The sequence below is a fragment of the Nonomuraea sp. JJY05 genome (genome assembly GCF_043496855.1).
Taxonomy (GTDB): domain Bacteria; phylum Actinomycetota; class Actinomycetes; order Streptosporangiales; family Streptosporangiaceae; genus Nonomuraea.
The window spans coordinates 22018-39537 of sequence record NZ_JBIEIS010000068.1 but is presented as its reverse complement, the minus strand read 5'-3'; the positions used below and the strand labels follow the sequence as shown (position 1 = coordinate 39537).

The following is a 17520-nucleotide window of genomic DNA, read 5'->3' as shown; positions in this document are numbered from 1 at the left end:
GTTCCACCGTGTCCCACGCCTGGCAGGCGTCCTTCATCTCCCCCACGTTCCGCATCGAGCCCGGCGGGCCCGCGCCGTACTTCCGGGGTGAATTCACCGCCGAGCGCCGGCCCGACCACGCCGTGCTGCATGTGACCGCCCTGGGCATCGTAGATCCCTACCTCAATGGCGAACGTGTGGGCGACGAGGTGCTGGCTCCCGGCTGGACCTCCTACCGGCATCGTCTCCCGGTCAGCAGCTACGACGTGACCGACCGCATCCAGACCGGCGCGAACGTCCTGGGCGCGATCGTCGGCGAGGGCTGGGCGGCCGGGCGGGTGGGCTACGAGGGCAGACGCCATCATTACACCGACCGGCCGGCGCTGTTCATGCAGCTGGAGCTGACCTTCGACGAGCGGGTCGAGACGATCGGCACCGATGAGCGCTTCACCAGCGCGACCGGAGCCGTACTCGCCCACAGCCTGTACGACGGTGAGACCTACGACGCCCGGCTGGAGCCCGCAGGCTGGAACAGCCCCGGCTTCGATGACAGCGCCTGGTCTGCTGTGGAACGCTTCGACTGGGACCTGGAGGCCCTGTTCACCCCGACGGCGCCGCCCATCCGCCGAGTCGAGGAGTTGGCTCCGGTGGCGGTCATCACCAGCCCGTCCGGCAAGACGATCGTCGACTTCGGGCAGAACCTCTCCGGATGGGTGCGGCTGACCACCACGGGCCAGGCCGGGCAGATCGTGACCATGCGTCACGCCGAAACCCTCACCGGCGGCGAACTCGACGTCGAGACGCTGCGTACCGCCCAGGCGCGTGACCGCTACATCCTGCGCGGCGGCGTCCAGGAGGTGTGGGAGCCGCGCTTCACCTTCCACGGCTTCCGCTACGCCGAGATCGACGGTCCGTTCGACGAGGTCAAAGCGGTCGTCGTACACAGCGACATGACGCGCACCGGCTGGCTGGAGACCTCCAGCGAACTACTCAACCGCCTGCACGCCAACTCCGTCTGGTCCATGCGGGGCAACTTCGTCGGCGTGCCCACCGACTGCCCCCAGCGAGACGAACGGCTGGGCTGGACCGGCGACATCAACGCCTTCGCCCCCACCGCCGCCTTCCTGTACGACGTGCGCGGCGTGCTGGGCTCCTGGCTGGCCGACCTGGCCGTCGAGCAACGCGAGAAGGGCTACGTGCCCTGGGTCGTCCCGGATGTGCTGTCCACGCCCTCCTCTCCGACCGCGCTGTGGAGCGACGTGGCAGTCAGCCTTCCCTGGAGTCTTTACGAGCAGTACGGCGACGCCGACATCCTGCGCCGCAGCTACGACTCCATGGCCGCCTTCGTCCGCGACGTCGAAGCTCGGCTGGATGAAAACCTGCTGTGGAGCAGCGGCTTTCAGTTCGGCGACTGGCTGGACCCCGACGCTCCAATGGACAATCCCGCCGGCGGCAAGACCGACCGGCACCTGGTCGCCTGCGCCTACCTGGCCAAGACCACCCGGGAGATGGCGCAGACCGCGCAACTCCTGGGCCGAGACGACGACGCCGCGCACTTCACCGCCCTGGCCGACCGGGTACGCGAGGCCTTCCGTCGCGAGTACGTCAGCCCCAACGGGCGCCTGACCGGCGAGAGCGCCACCGCCTACGCTTTGGCCATCTCCCTAGGTCTCCTGGACGCGGCCCAGCAGCAGCGCGCCGGGGACCGGCTCGCCGAACTCGTCGCCAAGGCCGGATACAAGATCTCCACCGGCTTCGCAGGCACTCCGCTGGTTTTGCCCGCGCTCACCCAGACCGGCCACCTTCAGGAGGCCTATCTGCTGCTGATGGAGACCGGCTGCCCATCCTTTCTCTACCCGGTCACCATGGGCGCCACCACCATCTGGGAACGGTGGGACGCCATCCGCCCGGACGGGACGCTCAACCCCTCCGGCATGACCTCGCTCAACCACTACGCCCTCGGCGCGGTCGCCGACTGGCTGCACCGCACCGTGGGTGGCCTGAGCCCGGCCGAGCCCGGCTACCGCCGCATGCGCATCGCCCCGCAGCCCGGCGGCGGGCTGACGCACGCCACCCTCGTCCACGACACCGTGCACGGCCGTGTCCGCGTCGCCTGGCGCATCACCGGCCGCCACATGACGGTCGAGGTGACCCTTCCCGAAGGCACCCGGGCCATCGTGGACCTGCCCTTCGGCGACCAGATGCTGGAAGTCGGCGGCGGCACCCACACCTGGGAGTATGCCCTGCCCGACGGCTACGGCTCACGCGAGCCGTACACGATGGACACGCCGCTGAAGACGCTCGCCGCCGACCCAGCGGTCTGGCGATCCCTGACGGACGTATTCGCCAAGCATTTCCCCGGCATCCCCCTGGACGGCGACGCCCCCGAAGCCGCCGCCTTCACCCTTACCACCGTGCTGGAGTTCATCCCCGGCGCCTCCGACGAACTGAAGAACGATCTGCGCACCGCCGTGGAAGGAACCGCCTGAATGGACCTCACCCAGAAAGCGTCCCTGCTGTCCGGCCGTGACTTCTGGAGCACCAAGCCGATCGCCGGAGCGCGCTCGATCGTGCTCGCCGACGGCCCGCACGGCATCCGGATGCAACAAGGCGATGCCGACCACATCGGCATCAACGACAGCGTGCCGGCCACCTGCTTCCCGCCCGCCGTGGCCGTCGGCTCCAGCTGGGATCCCCAGGTCGCGGCCAGGCTGGCCGCCGCTCTCGCGAGGGAGGCCCGCGCGCTCGGCGTGACCGTGAGCCTGGGACCCGGCGTGAACATCAAGCGCTCCCCGCTGTGTGGGCGCAACTTCGAGTACTACTCCGAAGACCCGCTATTGACCGGTGTGCTCGCCACAGCCCACGTCCAGGCGCTGCAGGCCCAAGGGGTGGGCGCATCGGTCAAGCATTTCGCGGCCAACAATCAGGAGACCGGCCGGATGCGCATCAGCGCCGACGTCGACGAGCGCACCCTGCGTGAGATCTACCTGCCCGCTTTCGAACGCGTCGTCCGGCAAGCCGCACCGGCGACGGTGATGGCCGCCTACAACAAGCTCAACGGCATCTACGCCAGCCAGCACCCCTGGCTGCTGACCACCGTGTTGCGCGATGAGTGGGGCTACGACGGCGTCGTCGTCTCCGACTGGGGCGCCGTCAACGATCGGGTGGCGGCACTGGAAGCCGGGCTGGATCTGGAGATGCCCGGCAATCCCGGCAACGACGCCGTCATCGTGCAAGCCGTGCGGGATGGCGAGGTGGACGAGGAGACGGTCGACCGGAGCCTCGCACGCCTGCGTGCCCTCCTGGACCGGTTCCGGCCCGAACCCGCCGACTTCGACGCCGCCGATCACCACGCCCTCGCCCGCGAGCTGGCCGCCGAGTGCGCGGTGCTGCTGAAGAACGCCGACGACGTCCTGCCGATCGGGTCGGAGGTACGCACGATCGCGGTGGTCGGCCCCTTCGCGACCGAGGCGCGCTTCCAGGGCGGCGGCAGCTCGCACGTCCACCCCACCCGCCTGGACAGCCCCCTGGCGGAGATCAGGAAACTGGCCCAGGATCGGATCGTCACCACCGACCCCGCGGGCGCCGACCTGGCGATCGTCTTCACCGGCCTGGCCGAGACCGAGGAGTCCGAAGGCTACGACCGGGCCGGCATCGAGCTCGCCGACGAGCAGGTGCAGTTGATTCGCGCCACCGCGGCAGCGGCCCGCCGTACCGTCGTGGTGCTGTCCAACGGCGGCGTGGTCTCCCTGGAAGGCTGGCACGATGACGTGGACGCCATCCTGGAGGGCTTCCTGCTCGGTCAGGCCGGCGGCGGCGCGATCGCCGACCTGCTTTTCGGTGTGGTCGGCCCGTCCGGGCGCCTGGCCGAGACCATCCCTGTGCGCTTGCAGGACACGCCCGCCTACCTCAACTTCCCCGGCGAGCAGGACCACGTCCGTTACGGCGAAGGCGTCATGGTCGGCTACCGTTACTACGAAAGCGCCGAGCGGGCAGTCCGCTACCCCTTCGGCCACGGGCTGACCTACACCACCTTCGCGACGAGTGACCTGGCCGTGACCGTCACCGGCGACGACACCGCCACCGCGGCCGTGACGGTCACCAACACCGGCTGCCGCCCTGGCAAGCAGGTCGTCCAGCTGTACGTGGCCACCACCGCGGGCCCCGTCCGCCGCCCCGCCCGCGAGCTGCGTGCCTTCGCCAAAGTCGCCCTCGACCCCGGCCAGTCCACCACCGTGGAATTCGCCCTGGACGCCCATGCTTTCGCCTACTACGACGTCGCCGAAGGCCGCTGGCTGGTCGCGCCCGGCGACTACACCATCCAGATCGGCGAGAACGCCGCGACGATCGTCGTCGAACAGACCGTGACGCTCCTCGGCGAAGTGATCGCCAAGGAGCTGAGCCTGAACTCCAGCGTCGGCGACTGGTTCAGCCATCCCGTCGTCGGGCCGGTGCTCAAGCGACACATCGAGTCGAGCATGACGGAACAACAGCGGCAGCAGGCCGCCGAACATGCCGACATGCTCCGCATGATCGAATCCCTGCCGATGTACCAGTTCATCAGCCCGCTCGGCGTTCAGATCCCCTCCGAGAAGGTCCATGAGATGATCGAGCTCAGTAAGCAAACCCCAGCCCTGACCACCGCCGACATCGGGTCCGTCTAGATGACGGCTCCGGCCCGTAGTCGGTGATGGCGCTGGGTGATCAGCTGCCAGCCGGGCCGTGCTGAAGATCAACGATCTTGCCGGTGTGGTGTTTGCGGGACTGTCTGCCCTGGTCATCGAGGAAGTGAAGGACGAGGACGACCTCGTTCGGGTCATGGCTCGTACTCGCAATGCAGTGGTGCCGTGCCCGGCGTGGAGGATGCCCTCGGCAGACGTTTCGTGAGCAGGTGCCCGGGTTGCTCGAGCGTTACAAGATCGTGCTCGGCGGCGGCACCGTGCTGCTCGGCCTGCTCGCCCTGGCCATGGCGCTCACCGACCAGGCGTGGCTGACCGCGGCGGCCTACCTCACGTCCACGGCCGCCAACGGGTTGCTGCTCGGACGCCGGCAGGCCCTCGTGGCCGACTTCGCTCCCGAGCCCGAACGGCCGCGCTGGATCGCCTTCCAAGGATCACCCTGGGGGGGAGCCCAGCCCGTGGTGCCTGCCCTGGTGGCCGTGTTCGGCTCGGTCGCGGGCGCCCCGGGTGCGGGCGCGTTCTGGACGGGCGGTCCTCGCCTTCCTGGCGGTACCCCTCGTCCTGAGCTACTCCTGACCCAGCGCCGCCCGCACGCCGGGCTCGACCGCCGCCCGGAAGGCGGCGTCCAGCTCTGAAGGCGAAGCGGTGGTCTCGCCGTCCACCCACGCCCGCAGCAGCCCCATGAACGCGCCGACCACACACACGACCAGCAGATCGAGCGAGGCGGACACCCGCGCGCCCGCGGCCACCAACTCGTCCCTGACGACGGCGGTCAGCAACTGCTCGCCGCGGGCGTGCACCAGGCCCACGCCGCCGCGCCGGCCCAGCAGCGCTTGGACCAGCGGCCACCGCTCGCGCACGTGCTCGAACATCGGCAGGCTGAACGTGAAAAGCTCCCCGGCTCGGGCAGGCGGCGCGGGATGAAGGAAGCCCAGCTCGTCGAGATTGCTGAACAGCACGTCCTGCTTGTCCACGAAGTGCGAGTAGAAGGTGGAGCGGCCCACGTCCGCACGGTCGATGATGTCGGTGACGGTCACCGCGTCGTAGCCCTTCTCCAGGATCAGCGCCACGAGCGCTTCCTGGACCATCCGCCGCGTCCGCCGCACCCGCCTGTCTCCGGACACTTCCTCACCCACTGTTCAGAACCGCACACCACGGCCGATCTGGTCGTTGACGAGGCTCCATTATGAACACATGATTCATAACCGAACAGGTTGTTCAGCAAAGAGGAGGGAACGCCATGGGGTTGGGAAAGCTGCTACACAGACACGAGGAGCGCGCCGACGCGGGCGGCACCATCGATCGTCCGCGCGCTTACGAGATCTTCGCCTCGATCGCCTTCGCGGGGAGCCGCCGCGCCGCCTTCACCCGCGTGGCCACGGCCGCCAAGCCGCGAGCGGGCGATCGCATTCTGGACGTCGGCTGCGGCACCGGCTACCTCAGCCGCATCCTCGCCCCGGTCGTCGCGCCCAGCGGCCACGTCACGGGCGTCGACCCCTCCCCCGCGATGATCGAGTACGCCACCCGGCATGCCTCAGGAAACTGCACCTACGTGCAGGCCGAAGGCCAGGACCTGCCGTTCCCCGACGGCTCGTTCGACCTGGTGATCTCCAGCCTGGCCGTGCACCACATCCCCGCCGACGCGCGGCCGGAGGCGCTGCGCGAGATGTTCCGGGTGCTCCGGCCTGGCGGCCGGCTGCTCATCGCCGAGTTCCGCCCACCGGCCAACCCTCTGGCCAGGCACGTCATCGGCGCGCTGTCCGGGCCGGCCATGCGACACGACCCGCGCGACCTGCTCGGCCCCCTGATCCCCGACGCCGGGTTCCATGTGGAGTCCGAAGGCGACCTGCCGTACCTGCTCTACTACGTCCGCGCCACGCGGCCATGACACCGGGGTCACATGGGCAGGAGGAACAGGCTCAACGGCGTGCTGACCACGGTCAGGGCGATCGCCAGCAGCAGGGCACGCAGCGCGAGCGGGGTCCTGACGGGCGCGGCCAGCCGGTCGAGGCGGGCGTCGATGTCCTCCGCGCCGGCGCCGAGGGTGCCCGCCGGTGACGGCAGGCGCTCGCTGGCACGGAAGCGGCGCAGCGCCGCCGAAAGGGTGGCGTGACCGTGTGTCCGGGCGGCGCGGTCGTCGGCGCGCATCTCCACCAGCGTCGCCACCCGCCGCCGCATGACACCTACGGCGCGGCTCCACGGAAAGGCGCGCTCCAGCACGGCGAACGGCAGGAGCACGAGGTCGTGCCGTTCGCGGGCGTGCGCGCGCTCGTGGGCCAGCACGGCGGCCAGCTCGTCGGGGCGCAGCAGGCCGAGCGCGCCGGTGCTGACCACGATCGCCGGCTGCCTGCCCGGCACGCAGTACGCGGCCACCGCGGGATGCTCGACTACCAGCGCCTCGTACGCGCCCGGATCGGTGCGGGCGACCAGCCGCAGCAAGGTCCGCTGCCGTACTCGCAGCCTGGCCAGCGCGCGGCAGGTCAGCGCGAACGCGACCAGCACCCAGGCGGTCAGGCCCAGGCCCATCGCGACGGCCACCAGGTGCCCGGCTGACAGGCCCGCGGGCAGCTCCCCGCGGGTCAGGTCGGCGCCGAAGCGGGCCAGCGCGGGCACGATGCCCAGCCGGTACGGCGCCAGCCCCACGGCCAGGGCGGCGCCGATCAGCGAGGCGACCGCCGACAGCGCGACCGCCTGCCAGATCAGCACGGCGGTGCGCGGTGCGCGAGCACTCCAGTGGGCGTGCGCCATCGCTGCCGCAGCGGCCCGGGCCAGGGCCAGCGTGATGAGGTGGTGCGCGGCATAGGTCACGGCCGCTCCCGGTATGGGCCCGCCTCGTCAGGCAGCGCCTCGCGCAGCGCCTCGGCCTCCTCGACGGTGACCGAGCGGGCGAAGTGGCTCAGCGCGGCGATCCGGTCGCCGGTCTCCGACAGAGCCGACAACATCAGCTCGGCCACGTACGCCTCACGCCCGGCGGCCGGCCGGTACCGCCAGGTCCGGCCGTCCTCGGTGCGCTCGCGCAGCAGGAAGTCCTTGCCGGTCAGCCGGTTCATCACCGTCATCACGGTGGTGTAGGCCAGGTCGCGATCGCTGAGACGGGTGACCACCTCGCGCACGGTCAGCCAGGGCTCGCTGTCCCACAGCACGTCCATGATGCGGCGTTCGAGATCACCCAGGCTGTTCACGCGTCTCCTCCACTGTCACCGGCCGTTCCCTGTCACGGGTGGCAGGCAGGGCCAGCGTCGCGGTCAGCGCGAGCCCGGCCATGACCGCCCCCGCCAGGTACGGCAGCACCGCCCCGAGGTCGAACAATAGCCCAGCGGCGGCCGGGCCGAAGATCCGCCCGCCGGCCGCGGCGGACTGGCCGATGCCCAACCGCGCCCCGCGCCACCCGTCAGGCCCGGCCGCCGCGAGCAAACTGGCCAGGGTAGGGGTGAGCAGCCCGTGGCCCGCCGACAGCAGGCAAACGGCTACTACCGGCCACGGCCCGGGCGCCAGCGGGATCACCGGCAGGCATGCGGCCATCACCGCCGCGCCGAGCGCGGCGACGCGGGCCTCGCCCCACCGGCGCGACAGTCGTGCGACCAGCCCGGCCTGTACCCCTGCCATGGCCAGGCCGGCAGCCGCCGGCACCAGGCCGACGGTCCCGGCATCCCAGCCGTACCGGGCCTGCCCCACGAAAGCCAGCGTCGTCTCCATCCCGACGAACGCCGCCATCGCCAGGAATCCGGCCCCGGCCAGCAGTGCCACACCGCGCCCGTACACCGCCGTCTCCGTGGCGGGCGAGGTGCGGTTCGTACCGGTGCCAGGCGGGTGAGCCTGTCCAGGTGTGCGAGCGGTGGGGCGCGGGCGGGGGGGGTTCGGGCAGCCACAGGGCCGCGGCCAGCAGATTGGCCGCGGCCAGAGCGGCGGCGCCATAGGCGCAGGCGGCGAACCCCCACGGCGCCAGTAGCGCGCCGAGCGCCGGGCCGACGACGAAACGCCAGGCCGATGGCCGCCCCCATGTGCGCCATCGCGCCGGTCCGCCGCTCGGCCGGCACCGCGTCGGCCAGATACGCCTGGGCGACAGAGATGCTCCCGCTGCACGCCCCCGCCAGCACCCGGCACGCCAACAGCATCACCAGCGAGCTCGCCGCCCCGGTCAGCGCCAGCGACGCCGCCGAACCGGCCAGCGCCAGCAGCACCAGCCGCCGCCTGCCATACCGATCGGACAGCCGTCCCAGCAGCGGCGCGCACACCGCCTGAGCGATGGAGTACGCGCTCATCACCAAGCCGAAAGCGGCGCCGCCCGCACCCAGCCGGGTCGCGAAGAACGGCAGCGCGGGCAGGATGACCGTGAACCCCAGCAGATCCACGAACACCACGGCCGAGACGACCAGCTGCGCAGAACGCCGCATCACGCCTCCCCCACCACAGCGACGTTCCCGCAGCCATGGCATGGCCACCTCATGGCTGCTCCTGCCAGACCTGCAGCAACCGACCCGTCATCACAGCTATGGAAAAGGCGGCCAGTACCAGCACCGCCGACCCCCAGCGACTGCGTTCAGCCAACGCCATGACCACTCCGACCGGCGGAAACGCTGGAGGGTGGAGATCATCGATGGATCAGTGGTTCGCAGGAGCGAGCGACGCGCTCATGTTCGTGGCGCTCGTCGGATACGTCGTCGCCGTGCCGGCGTTCGCCGCCGCGCAGGCGTTCGGCCGCTCACCGGCCCGGCACCCCAGCCGGGTGCTCGTCACCACCGCCGGCCGCCCTTGAATCCACCAACGCGCCTTCCGGCACCCGCCCGGCAAGCACCATCATGCTGACCGCCATCGCGCTGCACGCCACCGCGGTGGCGCTGCGCGGCGCGGCCATCGGGGCGGTACCGCTGAGCAGCATGTATGAGTTCATCACCGCCTGCGCCTTGGCCGCGGCGGTGTCGTACCTTGTGCTCATCCGCCTGCGCCGCGAGGCTAGGGTGCTCGGCCTCTACGTCGCGGCCGGCGTCGCCGCCACCCTCGGCTCGGCCATGACCGGCCTCTACACCCAGGCCGGGCCTCTGATCCCCGCGTTACGTTCGGCCTGGCTGGCCATCCACGTCACCTCGGCGGTCGCCGCCTCCGGCGCGTTCACTCTCGGCGCGATCGCCTCGACCTTGTTCCTGCGCGCCGAGCACCGCGGCACCGTCCACGGTCTGGGCTCCGCCCAGCTCGACAAGCTGGCCCGCGGCCTGCACTCCTTCGCCTTCCCGGTCTGGACCTTCGCCGTCATCGCCGGCGCCATCTGGGCCGATAGCGCCTGGGGCCGCTACTGGGGCTGGGACCCCAAAGAGGTCTGGGCCTTCATCACCTGGGTCGTCTACGCCGCCTACCTGCACGCCCGCGCCACCAAGGGCTGGAACTCCAAGCGCACCGCGACCATCGCCATCGCCGCCTACGCCTGCCTGATCTTCAACCTGGTCGGGGTCAACCTGCTGTTCACATCGTTGCACTCGTACTCCGGCCTATGAGCGCATCGATGATCTCGGCGTCGATCGGGTCGACCACCGCCATCGGGACATGCAGCTGAGACCGCCACCCGGCAGGGCGCTCGCTCGCGCATGCCGAAAGCAGACCTCACCAGCGATCAGACCGGGTCCTCGCCAACCAGCGAAGGCATCGCGCGTGGACGCAGGACCATGAGCGAGCCTTCCAAGGTCGCCATCATGGCAAAGGGGAACCGGTCGACCTCAAGACAGAGCGCAACGTCATCAGGATGGACTCCTTGACGCAACCCCTCCGCCAGCTCGACAGCGGCGCGCGACTCGGCAGCGCGGCGGAGGAACTCAGCAGCATCCGTCCCAGCCTCAGTGACCCTCCGAGCGATGTATTGAGCACACGCCAGATCTTCATCGGCCTGCCCATCTTCGCCAGTGACCACGAACGTGACGCTGTCACTCCTGTGCGTCCGCAAGAGCCGAGCCGTTGCCTCCGCCACCACGAAGCTGGCACACAGCACCAGCGACGCCTCCTTGACCGCAAGGGCGCCGACCGTCCCTGCCGTGGTTTTCTGCACAACGGTCCGTCCGCCAAGGTCAAGAGACCGCAGCAGGCCCGGCGAGTTGACGGTGTCGAACCCGGGCGCGGGCGGACCGTCTTTGAGCGCCACCCAATCCCGATGGCGCGCCTTGAGCGCCAGGGCCTCGTCCAGCGACTCAGCAAGAACGATCTTTTCCGCCCCCGGGCAAAGGCCCAGGCAGCCACGGTGAAAGCACGCATGACGTCGACCACGACCGCCACGGACGGGGCTTCGGCCAGATCAGTGATACCAAGGAAACGAGCGTCCATCCACTCATGATCGCGCATACCCGACCCGAAGCCTCCAGACAGTGATACGCATCATGTCGACGGTCTCGGAACACAACACCTCCGGCTGCCTGCGTCGCGAAAGTGGCCCGCGGCTACAAGACATGATCATCTACGTCCGGTCGCTGCGCGAACGCGGCGTGGCCGTGCCTTACATCGCAGGGCTGACCAGTCCTGTTCGGTAAGCGATGACGACCAGTTGCGCACGGTCGCGCGCGCCCAGTTTCGCCATCGCGCGGCTGACATGGGTACGCGCGGTCGCCGGGCTGAGAAACAACGCGGCACCGATCTCGTGGTTGCTCAGGCCCTGCCCCACCAGGGCCAGCACTTCGCGCTCGCGCTCGGTCAGCACCGCGAGCCGGTCCTCCGCGGCCCGGGCAGCTGTTCGTCGCGCGGTGAACTGGCCGATAAGGCGTCGGGTGATCCGCGGCGCGAGCAGCGCGTCTCCGGCGGCGACCACCCGGACGGCATGCAGGAGCTCGGCCGGCCCGGCGTCTTTGAGCAGGAAGCCGCTGGCACCGGCCTGCAAGGCGTCGAAGACGTACTCGTCGGTGTCGTAGGTGGTGAGGATGAGGACACGGACCTGCTCCAACCCGTGCGTCCCGGCGATCTGGGCGGTGGCTTGGATCCCGTCCACCTTGGGCATGCGGATGTCCATGAGGACGACGTCGGGGCGGGTGGCGCGGGCCCGTTCGACGGCTTCGGCGCCGTTGGTGGCTTCCCCCACCACAGTGATGTCGTCCTCGAGGTCGAGCAGGACCTTGAACCCGGATCGCACGAGACCCTCGTCGTCGGCGAGCAGCACCTTGATCGGTGGGGCGGCCGCCGCGTTCATGGGCGCGACCCGGTCGGCGCGAGGGGCAGCCGTGCCCTGACTTCGAAACCGCCGCCTGGAATGGGCCCGGCGTCGAGTTCTCCGCCCAGCAGTTGACAGCGCTCGCGCATACCGACGATCCCGCGGCCCGGCTTGGCCGAGCTGCCCGTACCGCTCGGATGCCGGGCCGGTAGGCGCGGATCCGCGGAGTCATCATCTGGGGCGGCACGGCGGCCCTCATCGGTCACGCGGATCTCCAAGGCCTCGATCCCGGGGTTCAGCGCTACCGTCACTTGCGTCGGACCGACGTGGCGGACCACGTTGGTGATCGATTCCTGAACGATTCGGTAGGCGGCACTTCCCACCGCGCTGGGCAACGGCGCCGTGGGCGAGGTCTCCTCGACCTTGATGTCGAGTCCCGCCTCACGTGCCTTGGCGGCCAGTTCGTCGATCTGCCCCAGTCCGGGGTACGGCACCCGCCCGTCGCCGTCACCGTCGTCGTCACGGAGTACCCCGAGGATGGCCCGCATCTCCCGCAGCGCCCGGGAACTGGTCTGCTCAATGGCGCGTAGCGCCTCGCGTGCCATTTGCGGCCGCTTGTCGAGCACGTGCGCGGTGACACCGGACTGGACGTTGATGATCGCTATGGCGTGCGCGACGGTGTCGTGGACCTCGCGCGCGATCCGGAGCCGTTCGGCGCCCACCCGCGCCCGCGCTTCCTCCTCGCGAGTCCGTTCAGCCAACTCGGCGCGCTCCTGGGCTTCGGCCGCGATGACCTGTCGGGACCGGACGGACTCGCCAAGGGCCGCGCTCATGACCGACGCGCCGATCCGGAAGTACACCCAGCCGATGGCGGCGCGTGGCTCGATGTCGGCCGCGGCGACCAGCCAGACGACGGCGAGCACCGAGGTGCCCACACCGGCGATCATCAGCGACCGGCGCCCGTCACCGTAGGCGGCGAGGGTGTAGAGGGCGACGAAGAGCCCGAGCCAGCCGGGCCCGTCCGGGAAGTCCAGGAGGTAGTACACCAAGCTGGCGAGCGCGGCGGTGACGAACACCGGCACCGGCCACCGGCGGCGGACGGCGACGACCAGGCCACTCACGATCAGCAGGACATATCCCAGGTTTCCGAGGTCGGTAAGGGGACGCTGCACCGCCTCTCCGGCATTGCGGACCATCGTGCCCTGAACCTGCATCACGGTGATGAAGAGCGCGAGCAACACCTCCTGCGCCGGCACCGGCAGGCGCAACGACATCACGCGGCGTTCCATGCCGCGATCCTACGGTCCCCGCCCGTGAGAACACTCCGCCCAGACGCGCGGCCGCCTACGACGACGGGCGTACCGAGGCACGAGTCGTCTACGCAGAACTGCGTAGAGGCTGCCATCCGCTGTCGGAGGCCGTGGCCGCCTCGACGGCGCGATGATCGATCCCGAGAAACCCCTCCCAGGCGTTCGCTCGTCACCGGGACCTCGACCGGCATGGGCCGAGTCACCACGCTGCGCACGCTGCCGTCGCCCGTCATTCGACCGAAAGGATGCTCAATGTCCGTCCTGTTGGTGCTTGCCGCGCAGGCGGCCTCGCCAGTCTGTACGTCGCCGGCAGAATGCGCGGGCCAGGGTGTCGATACGTTCCTCGGGACCCCTGCGCGAATCTGGGCCAGCGTGGCCGCAGTGGTGGCGCTGGGCGGCGTGGTCATCGGCTGGCTGGCGATGCGCTCTGTCCGTCGTTTCGGCAACGGCGGGCGGAGGGGAGCCATCGTGGCCCTGGTTGCGGGGCTGATCGGCGGGCTCAATGGCGCGGTGAAACTGGCTGTCGCCGACGGTGGTCTCGGCACCGGCAACGGAGTGTTCGGAGCGGCCGTGGCCCTGGTGCTCGGGCTGGTCGGTGCGGTCCTCGGCGGGCTGGCTCTGGCCCGCTCCCGCCGCACCGAGCTGAGCGGCTGACCTCAGCGAACACAAGCGCACGATCGAGGCTCCGATGGCCGCACACACCTCGATCACCGTTACGGGGGCCGCTTCTCGTGATCTTGTACGCATGTAGGTGCGGGCAGGTGCGGCTGCCCTGCTTGTCCGACACCTACGCCAAGGCCGCGATCAATGGCTGCCGAAAGGTGAACGCCGCGGCTGCAACAGCAGGAGGCTGACGTGTTACACGTGATCGGCGCGGGATTCCCGCGTACCGGAACCAGATCGATGAAGACCGCGCTGGAAAGGCTGGGATTCGGGCCCTGCTATCACATGGCCGAAATCGGGAGCAATCCCCACCACGTCGACCGGTGGCTGCCCGCCGCCTCCGGCCTGCCGCTGGACTGGGACAGCGTGCTCGACGGCTACGGATCCACCCAGGACTGGCCGGCCAGCTTCTTCTGGCGCGAGCAGGCGGAGGTCTACCCGGACGCGAAGGTCGTCCTGACCGTCCGCGATCCGCGTCGCTGGTATGTCAGCATGCAGGCTCTGATCGCCACCCGCCGGGACGTGCCGCCGGATCTGCCTGAAGCGGGGGCCGCGATACTCAGGACGATGGAGAGGCTCCGCCCGGTTCTCGATCTCATCGGAGAGTCCACCTTCGGCGACACCTGGGACTTCCAGCGAGGCATGCCCGACGAAGAGATCGCGGTAGCGGCGTTCCACCGTCACGTGGCCCTTGTCCAGCAGAGTTTGCCCGCGGATCGCCTCCTGGTGTTCGACGTCCGCGAGGGCTGGGAGCCGCTCTGCCGGTTCCTGGGCGTCGACGCTCCCGCCGGCGAGCCGTTCCCGCACCTCAACGACTCCGAGACCATGCAGCGCGCGCTGCGACAACTGTTGACCGATGGCAGCATCGACCCGGCTTTCCTTTCCGGCACGCACGACTGAACGGCATCACCGCGCCTTTCCACAGGACCGTCCTGCGGAGGGGCGCGGAGGTCGCACATGCGATTCCGTGAAACCCCTCCCAGGCGCTCGCGCTCGTCACCGGCCCTCGGCCGGCATAGGCGATCCACCGCGCTGCCGACGCCCGTCATTCGAGAGAAAGAATCCTCATGTCTGTCCGTCACTTGCTGGCCACCGCCGCAGCTACCCTGCTCGGAATGGTGTGGCTCGCCACACCGGCAGCCGCGCACGTTTTGGTCCAGCCCGTCGGTGCTTACACCTTGACCTCCGGCCGCCTCTGGTCCGCGGTGGCCGCGCTGCTGGGGCTGGCCGGCGTCGTCATCGGCGGGTTGGCTCTGGCCCGCTCCGCCGGTCGTATCGGCGCCGGCACCGGGAGACGAGGGGCCATCGTGGCGCTGGTGGCGGGGCTGTCCTGCACGGTCATCGGGGGGCTGGTCGTGGCCGCCGCCGATGGTGGTCCCGGCACCGGCTACGGAATAGTCGGGGGCTATGTGGACCTGGTGGTCGGACCGATCGCCATGGTCCTCGGTGGGCTGGCTCTGGCCCGCTCCCGCCGCACCGCCTGACCCGGCACCGAGCCGGTCACGATTCCCGCCGGCATCGGTCGGTTCATCGCGCCCACCACCTTGCCGAGAGAACCTCTCCCTTCCAGGCCGTCCGGCCCGCCGACGCACGAGCTGAGCGCCGTTTGACTCCGGTGACCAGGACTGACGTCCCAGAGCGAGCGGGAGGGCCGATGCCGTGACCCATCTCAGACGGGATGATCGTGAAACGCTTTCCTGCTGCTGGACGGCTCAAGGTTGGGCGGCGGCCATGACACCGTGTACGGCCTGCTCGATGCGCCGAGCGGCCTGGTCCGGGTCGGGCTGGCCGGCATCCAGCCAGGCGATGACGGCCTCGATCGTCAGGGTGGGGATCAGGTTCGCGGCCCAGTCCAGCCAAGGGCCCGCGGCGATCCTCCTGGCCAGGTTGCGGCGGGCGACCTCGCGGGAGGCGGCGGTCATGGAGTCGATCAGCTCGCGGAAGTCGGGCTCTCGGGCCGCGTAGCGGAACAGCAGCCTGAAGCCGTCGGGGTCGGCGGTGGCAGCGCGCACGAGGGCAGGGAGGGCGCGTTCGTCGAAGTCGTCGGTGCCGGTGGCCTCGGCCAGTCGCACGCACGCCCGGTCGAGCACGGCTCGGTACAGGTCGGCCTTGGAGTCGAAGTGCCGATACAGCATCGCCCGGGTCAGCTCGGCCTCGGCGGCGATGTCGTCAAGGCCGGTGGCGGCGTAGCCGGCGCGGGCGAAGGCGCGGGTGGCGGCGTCCAGGATCTGCTCACGCCGCTCGGCGCGCCGCAGCCGCCGCACCGGGGAAGCCGGGACAGCCTCAGGGCCGGTGTCGCCTGCGTCGGGAGTGCTCATCCCACCTCCACTTGTAGAAGCAGAAGTATACATGTAGCTTTTTAGACATTGAAGTATACAAATCTGCGTCTACCTCCTGGGGGAGTCGTGTCCGAACCCGTCCGACTGCCGTTCCAGCAGCCCGGCCCGATGCAGCCGGCGCCGCGGCTGCGCCGGCTGCAGGCCCAAGGCCCGATCCACGCCATCCGCACCGCCGTCGGCGACCCGGCCTGGCTGGTGACCGGATATGAGCAGGTACGCGCTCTGCTGGATGACGACCGGCTCGGCCGCGCCCACCGCGAGCCCGACCGCGCCTCCCGCACCGGCGAGTCAGCGCTGTTCGGCGGCCCGCTGGGCGACTTCGACACCGAACAGGCCGACCACCGGCGGATGCGCTCGCTGCTGCAGCCGCACTTCTCGCCCAAGCGCATGCGCGCGCTGCGCGGCCGCGTCGAGACGCTCGCGGCGAACCTGCTGGACGAGATGGCCGCCGCCGGTCCGCCCGCCGACCTGCACGCCGCACTCGCCCTGCCGCTACCGATCGCGGTCATCTGCGAGTTGCTCGGCGTCCCGTTCGAGGACCGGGCACAGTTTCGCGCCTGGACGCAGGCAGCCGCCGACATCACCGACCGGGCCCGCTCCGAGCAGGGGCTGGCCGAGCTGTTCAGCTACGGGCAGCAACTGGTGGCCCGCAAGCGCGCCGCAGGGGAAGTGGACGCCGATGTGATCTCCCGGCTGGCCGCCACCGACGGCGTCAGCGACGACGATGCCGCCGCGATGGGCATGACGCTGCTGTTCGCCGGGCACGAGACCACGGTCACCGTGATCGGCAACGGCGCGCTGTGGCTGTTGACCACTCCCGGCCAGTGGGCGGCCCTCGTGGACGACCCGTCCCGGATCGACGCCGCCGTGGAAGAGATTCTGCGCGCGCCTGGTCTAGGTGGCAGCGGTATCCCCCGCTACGCCCGCATCGACCTGGTGATCGCCGGAGTCCACGTACGGGAAGGGGACCTGGTGCTGCTGGACACCGGCGCGGCCAACCACGACGTCGCCGTCTTCGCCGACCCCGACCGATTCGACCTCGACCGGCCGCCGGCACCGCACCTGACCTTCGGCCACGGCGCCCGCTACTGCATCGGCGCGCCACTGGCCCGCATCGAGCTGCAGGCCGTCTTCTCCCAGCTCGTCGCCCGCTTCCCCACCCTGAAGCTCGGCTGCGCGGTGGAGGAGCTGACCTTCAACCCGAACGTGCTCACCGGCGGCCTCACCGCCCTGCCCGTCACCTGGTGACCACCATGGCGAGACGAACGTACGGCGGCCGATCTTCGGCCGGAGGTATCCCAAGATGGCCGCCGCCATGGACGAAGGCGGCATGACCGAACGCCGCCGATCGCTGCCGGCGGGCCTGACCGATGAGGTGGTCGAGGTCGGCGCCGGGCACGGCGGCAACTTCGCGCATTACCCGGCCGAGG

18 protein-coding genes and 2 pseudogenes are annotated in these 17520 nt (G+C 70.3%); 11 read left to right on the top strand and 9 right to left on the bottom strand.

What is annotated here, in order from left to right:
- The first annotated feature begins 8 nt into the window (after positions 1-8).
- The 4 genes and pseudogenes from ACFKCF_RS56735 (at position 9) to ACFKCF_RS56720 (ending at position 5293) form a co-directional block, all read left to right on the top strand.
- Positions 9-2468 (top strand): glycoside hydrolase family 78 protein, encoded by a 2460-nt coding sequence (locus ACFKCF_RS56735; RefSeq protein WP_394505182.1) that lies wholly within the window; start codon positions 9-11, stop codon positions 2466-2468.
- Positions 2469-4643: a beta-glucosidase family protein gene (locus tag ACFKCF_RS56730; RefSeq protein WP_394505180.1), complete on the top strand. Its 2175-nt coding sequence runs from the start codon at positions 2469-2471 to the stop codon at positions 4641-4643.
- A gap of 88 nt (positions 4644-4731) precedes the next feature.
- A pseudogene (locus ACFKCF_RS56725) lies at positions 4732-4891 on the top strand (ISL3 family transposase); the annotation flags it as partial.
- Positions 4880-5293: a hypothetical protein gene (locus tag ACFKCF_RS56720; RefSeq protein WP_394505220.1), complete on the top strand. Its 414-nt coding sequence runs from the start codon at positions 4880-4882 to the stop codon at positions 5291-5293. The pseudogene ACFKCF_RS56725 and the gene ACFKCF_RS56720, both read left to right, overlap by 12 nt.
- Here ACFKCF_RS56720 and ACFKCF_RS56715 read toward each other — a convergent pair.
- A complete protein-coding gene (locus ACFKCF_RS56715; RefSeq protein WP_394505178.1) occupies positions 5225-5782 on the bottom strand; it encodes a TetR/AcrR family transcriptional regulator in 558 nt (185 codons plus the stop codon). The two genes, ACFKCF_RS56720 and ACFKCF_RS56715, sit on opposite strands and share 69 nt — an antisense overlap.
- Positions 5783-5898: 116 nt before the next feature.
- Between ACFKCF_RS56715 and ACFKCF_RS56710 the strand changes: the two genes are divergently transcribed.
- Entirely contained in the window at positions 5899-6546 is a 648-nt protein-coding gene (locus ACFKCF_RS56710; RefSeq protein WP_394505176.1) for a class I SAM-dependent methyltransferase, read from the top strand.
- A gap of 8 nt (positions 6547-6554) precedes the next feature.
- Here the strand turns inward: ACFKCF_RS56710 and ACFKCF_RS56705 are convergent, their stop codons facing one another.
- The 4 genes and pseudogenes from ACFKCF_RS56705 to ACFKCF_RS56690 all read right to left on the bottom strand — a co-directional run.
- A complete protein-coding gene (locus ACFKCF_RS56705; protein WP_394505174.1) occupies positions 6555-7466 on the bottom strand; it encodes a M56 family metallopeptidase in 912 nt (303 codons plus the stop codon).
- Entirely contained in the window at positions 7463-7840 is a 378-nt protein-coding gene (locus ACFKCF_RS56700; protein WP_394505172.1) for a BlaI/MecI/CopY family transcriptional regulator, read from the bottom strand. The genes ACFKCF_RS56705 and ACFKCF_RS56700 overlap by 4 nt, the downstream gene beginning before the upstream one ends.
- Positions 7824-8573 carry an MFS transporter gene (locus ACFKCF_RS56695; RefSeq protein WP_394505170.1) on the bottom strand — a complete coding sequence of 250 codons (750 nt, stop codon included), beginning with the start codon at positions 8571-8573 and terminating at the stop codon, positions 7824-7826. The genes ACFKCF_RS56700 and ACFKCF_RS56695 overlap by 17 nt, the downstream gene beginning before the upstream one ends.
- A 122-nt stretch (positions 8574-8695) precedes the next feature.
- Positions 8696-9052: pseudogene (locus ACFKCF_RS56690) on the bottom strand (MFS transporter); the annotation flags it as partial.
- Between the two features lie 203 nt (positions 9053-9255).
- On the opposite strand from ACFKCF_RS56690, the gene ACFKCF_RS56685 reads away from it, so the two are divergent.
- Entirely contained in the window at positions 9256-9414 is a 159-nt protein-coding gene (locus ACFKCF_RS56685; RefSeq protein WP_394505169.1) for a hypothetical protein, read from the top strand.
- Between the two features lie 43 nt (positions 9415-9457).
- Entirely contained in the window at positions 9458-10147 is a 690-nt protein-coding gene (gene ccsB / locus ACFKCF_RS56680; protein ID WP_394505167.1) for a c-type cytochrome biogenesis protein CcsB, read from the top strand.
- A gap of 116 nt (positions 10148-10263) precedes the next feature.
- On the opposite strand, the gene ACFKCF_RS56675 is transcribed toward ccsB, so the two are convergent.
- From ACFKCF_RS56675 to ACFKCF_RS56665, 3 genes are all read right to left on the bottom strand, one after another.
- The gene (locus ACFKCF_RS56675; RefSeq protein ID WP_394505214.1) at positions 10264-10872 is read right to left on the bottom strand and encodes a 2-phosphosulfolactate phosphatase; all 609 of its coding nucleotides are present in this window, start codon (positions 10870-10872) and stop codon (positions 10264-10266) included.
- A gap of 261 nt (positions 10873-11133) precedes the next feature.
- Entirely contained in the window at positions 11134-11817 is a 684-nt protein-coding gene (locus ACFKCF_RS56670; protein WP_394505165.1) for a response regulator, read from the bottom strand.
- On the bottom strand, positions 11814-13067 hold the full coding sequence (locus ACFKCF_RS56665) for a sensor histidine kinase (RefSeq protein WP_394505164.1): 1254 nt from the start codon (positions 13065-13067) through the stop codon (positions 11814-11816). The genes ACFKCF_RS56670 and ACFKCF_RS56665 overlap by 4 nt, the downstream gene beginning before the upstream one ends.
- Before the next feature lie 273 nt (positions 13068-13340).
- Between ACFKCF_RS56665 and ACFKCF_RS56660 the strand changes: the two genes are divergently transcribed.
- The 3 genes from ACFKCF_RS56660 (at position 13341) to ACFKCF_RS56650 (ending at position 15235) form a co-directional block, all read left to right on the top strand.
- The gene (locus tag ACFKCF_RS56660; RefSeq protein WP_394505162.1) at positions 13341-13742 is read left to right on the top strand and encodes a DUF6223 family protein; all 402 of its coding nucleotides are present in this window, start codon (positions 13341-13343) and stop codon (positions 13740-13742) included.
- Positions 13743-13991: 249 nt separating this feature from the next.
- Positions 13992-14651, top strand: coding sequence for a sulfotransferase family protein (locus ACFKCF_RS56655; RefSeq protein ID WP_394505161.1), 660 nt, complete (start codon positions 13992-13994; stop codon positions 14649-14651).
- A gap of 167 nt (positions 14652-14818) precedes the next feature.
- On the top strand, positions 14819-15235 hold the full coding sequence (locus ACFKCF_RS56650; RefSeq protein ID WP_394505159.1) for a DUF6223 family protein: 417 nt from the start codon (positions 14819-14821) through the stop codon (positions 15233-15235).
- Between the two features lie 228 nt (positions 15236-15463).
- On the opposite strand, the gene ACFKCF_RS56645 is transcribed toward ACFKCF_RS56650, so the two are convergent.
- Positions 15464-16069: a TetR/AcrR family transcriptional regulator gene (locus tag ACFKCF_RS56645; RefSeq protein WP_394505157.1), complete on the bottom strand. Its 606-nt coding sequence runs from the start codon at positions 16067-16069 to the stop codon at positions 15464-15466.
- Between the two features lie 87 nt (positions 16070-16156).
- Here ACFKCF_RS56645 and ACFKCF_RS56640 point away from each other — a divergent pair, with 87 nt between their 5' ends.
- Positions 16157-17338, top strand: a complete 1182-nt coding sequence (locus tag ACFKCF_RS56640; RefSeq protein WP_394505156.1) for a cytochrome P450 — start codon at positions 16157-16159, stop codon at positions 17336-17338.
- Positions 17339-17520 lie beyond the last annotated feature (182 nt).

Excerpts from the sequence above, each read along its gene's own strand:
- ACFKCF_RS56665 (WP_394505164.1), bottom strand. The coding sequence starts at position 13,067 with ATGGAACGCCGCGTGATGTCGTTGCGCCTGCCGGTGCCGGCGCAGGAG.
- ACFKCF_RS56695 (WP_394505170.1), bottom strand. The coding sequence starts at position 8,573 with ATGGCGCCGCCGCTCTGGCCGCGGCCAATCTGCTGGCCGCGGCCCTGT.
- ACFKCF_RS56670 (WP_394505165.1), bottom strand. The coding sequence starts at position 11,817 with ATGAACGCGGCGGCCGCCCCACCGATCAAGGTGCTGCTCGCCGACGAC.
- ccsB (WP_394505167.1), top strand. The coding sequence starts at position 9,458 with ATGCTGACCGCCATCGCGCTGCACGCCACCGCGGTGGCGCTGCGCGGC.
- ACFKCF_RS56660 (WP_394505162.1), top strand. The coding sequence starts at position 13,341 with ATGTCCGTCCTGTTGGTGCTTGCCGCGCAGGCGGCCTCGCCAGTCTGT.
- ACFKCF_RS56655 (WP_394505161.1), top strand. The coding sequence starts at position 13,992 with ATGAAGACCGCGCTGGAAAGGCTGGGATTCGGGCCCTGCTATCACATG.
- ACFKCF_RS56650 (WP_394505159.1), top strand. The coding sequence starts at position 14,819 with ATGTCTGTCCGTCACTTGCTGGCCACCGCCGCAGCTACCCTGCTCGGA.
- ACFKCF_RS56710 (WP_394505176.1), top strand. The coding sequence starts at position 5,899 with ATGGGGTTGGGAAAGCTGCTACACAGACACGAGGAGCGCGCCGACGCG.
- ACFKCF_RS56730 (WP_394505180.1), top strand. The coding sequence starts at position 2,469 with ATGGACCTCACCCAGAAAGCGTCCCTGCTGTCCGGCCGTGACTTCTGG.
- ACFKCF_RS56645 (WP_394505157.1), bottom strand. The coding sequence starts at position 16,069 with ATGAGCACTCCCGACGCAGGCGACACCGGCCCTGAGGCTGTCCCGGCT.
- ACFKCF_RS56685 (WP_394505169.1), top strand. The coding sequence starts at position 9,256 with ATGGATCAGTGGTTCGCAGGAGCGAGCGACGCGCTCATGTTCGTGGCG.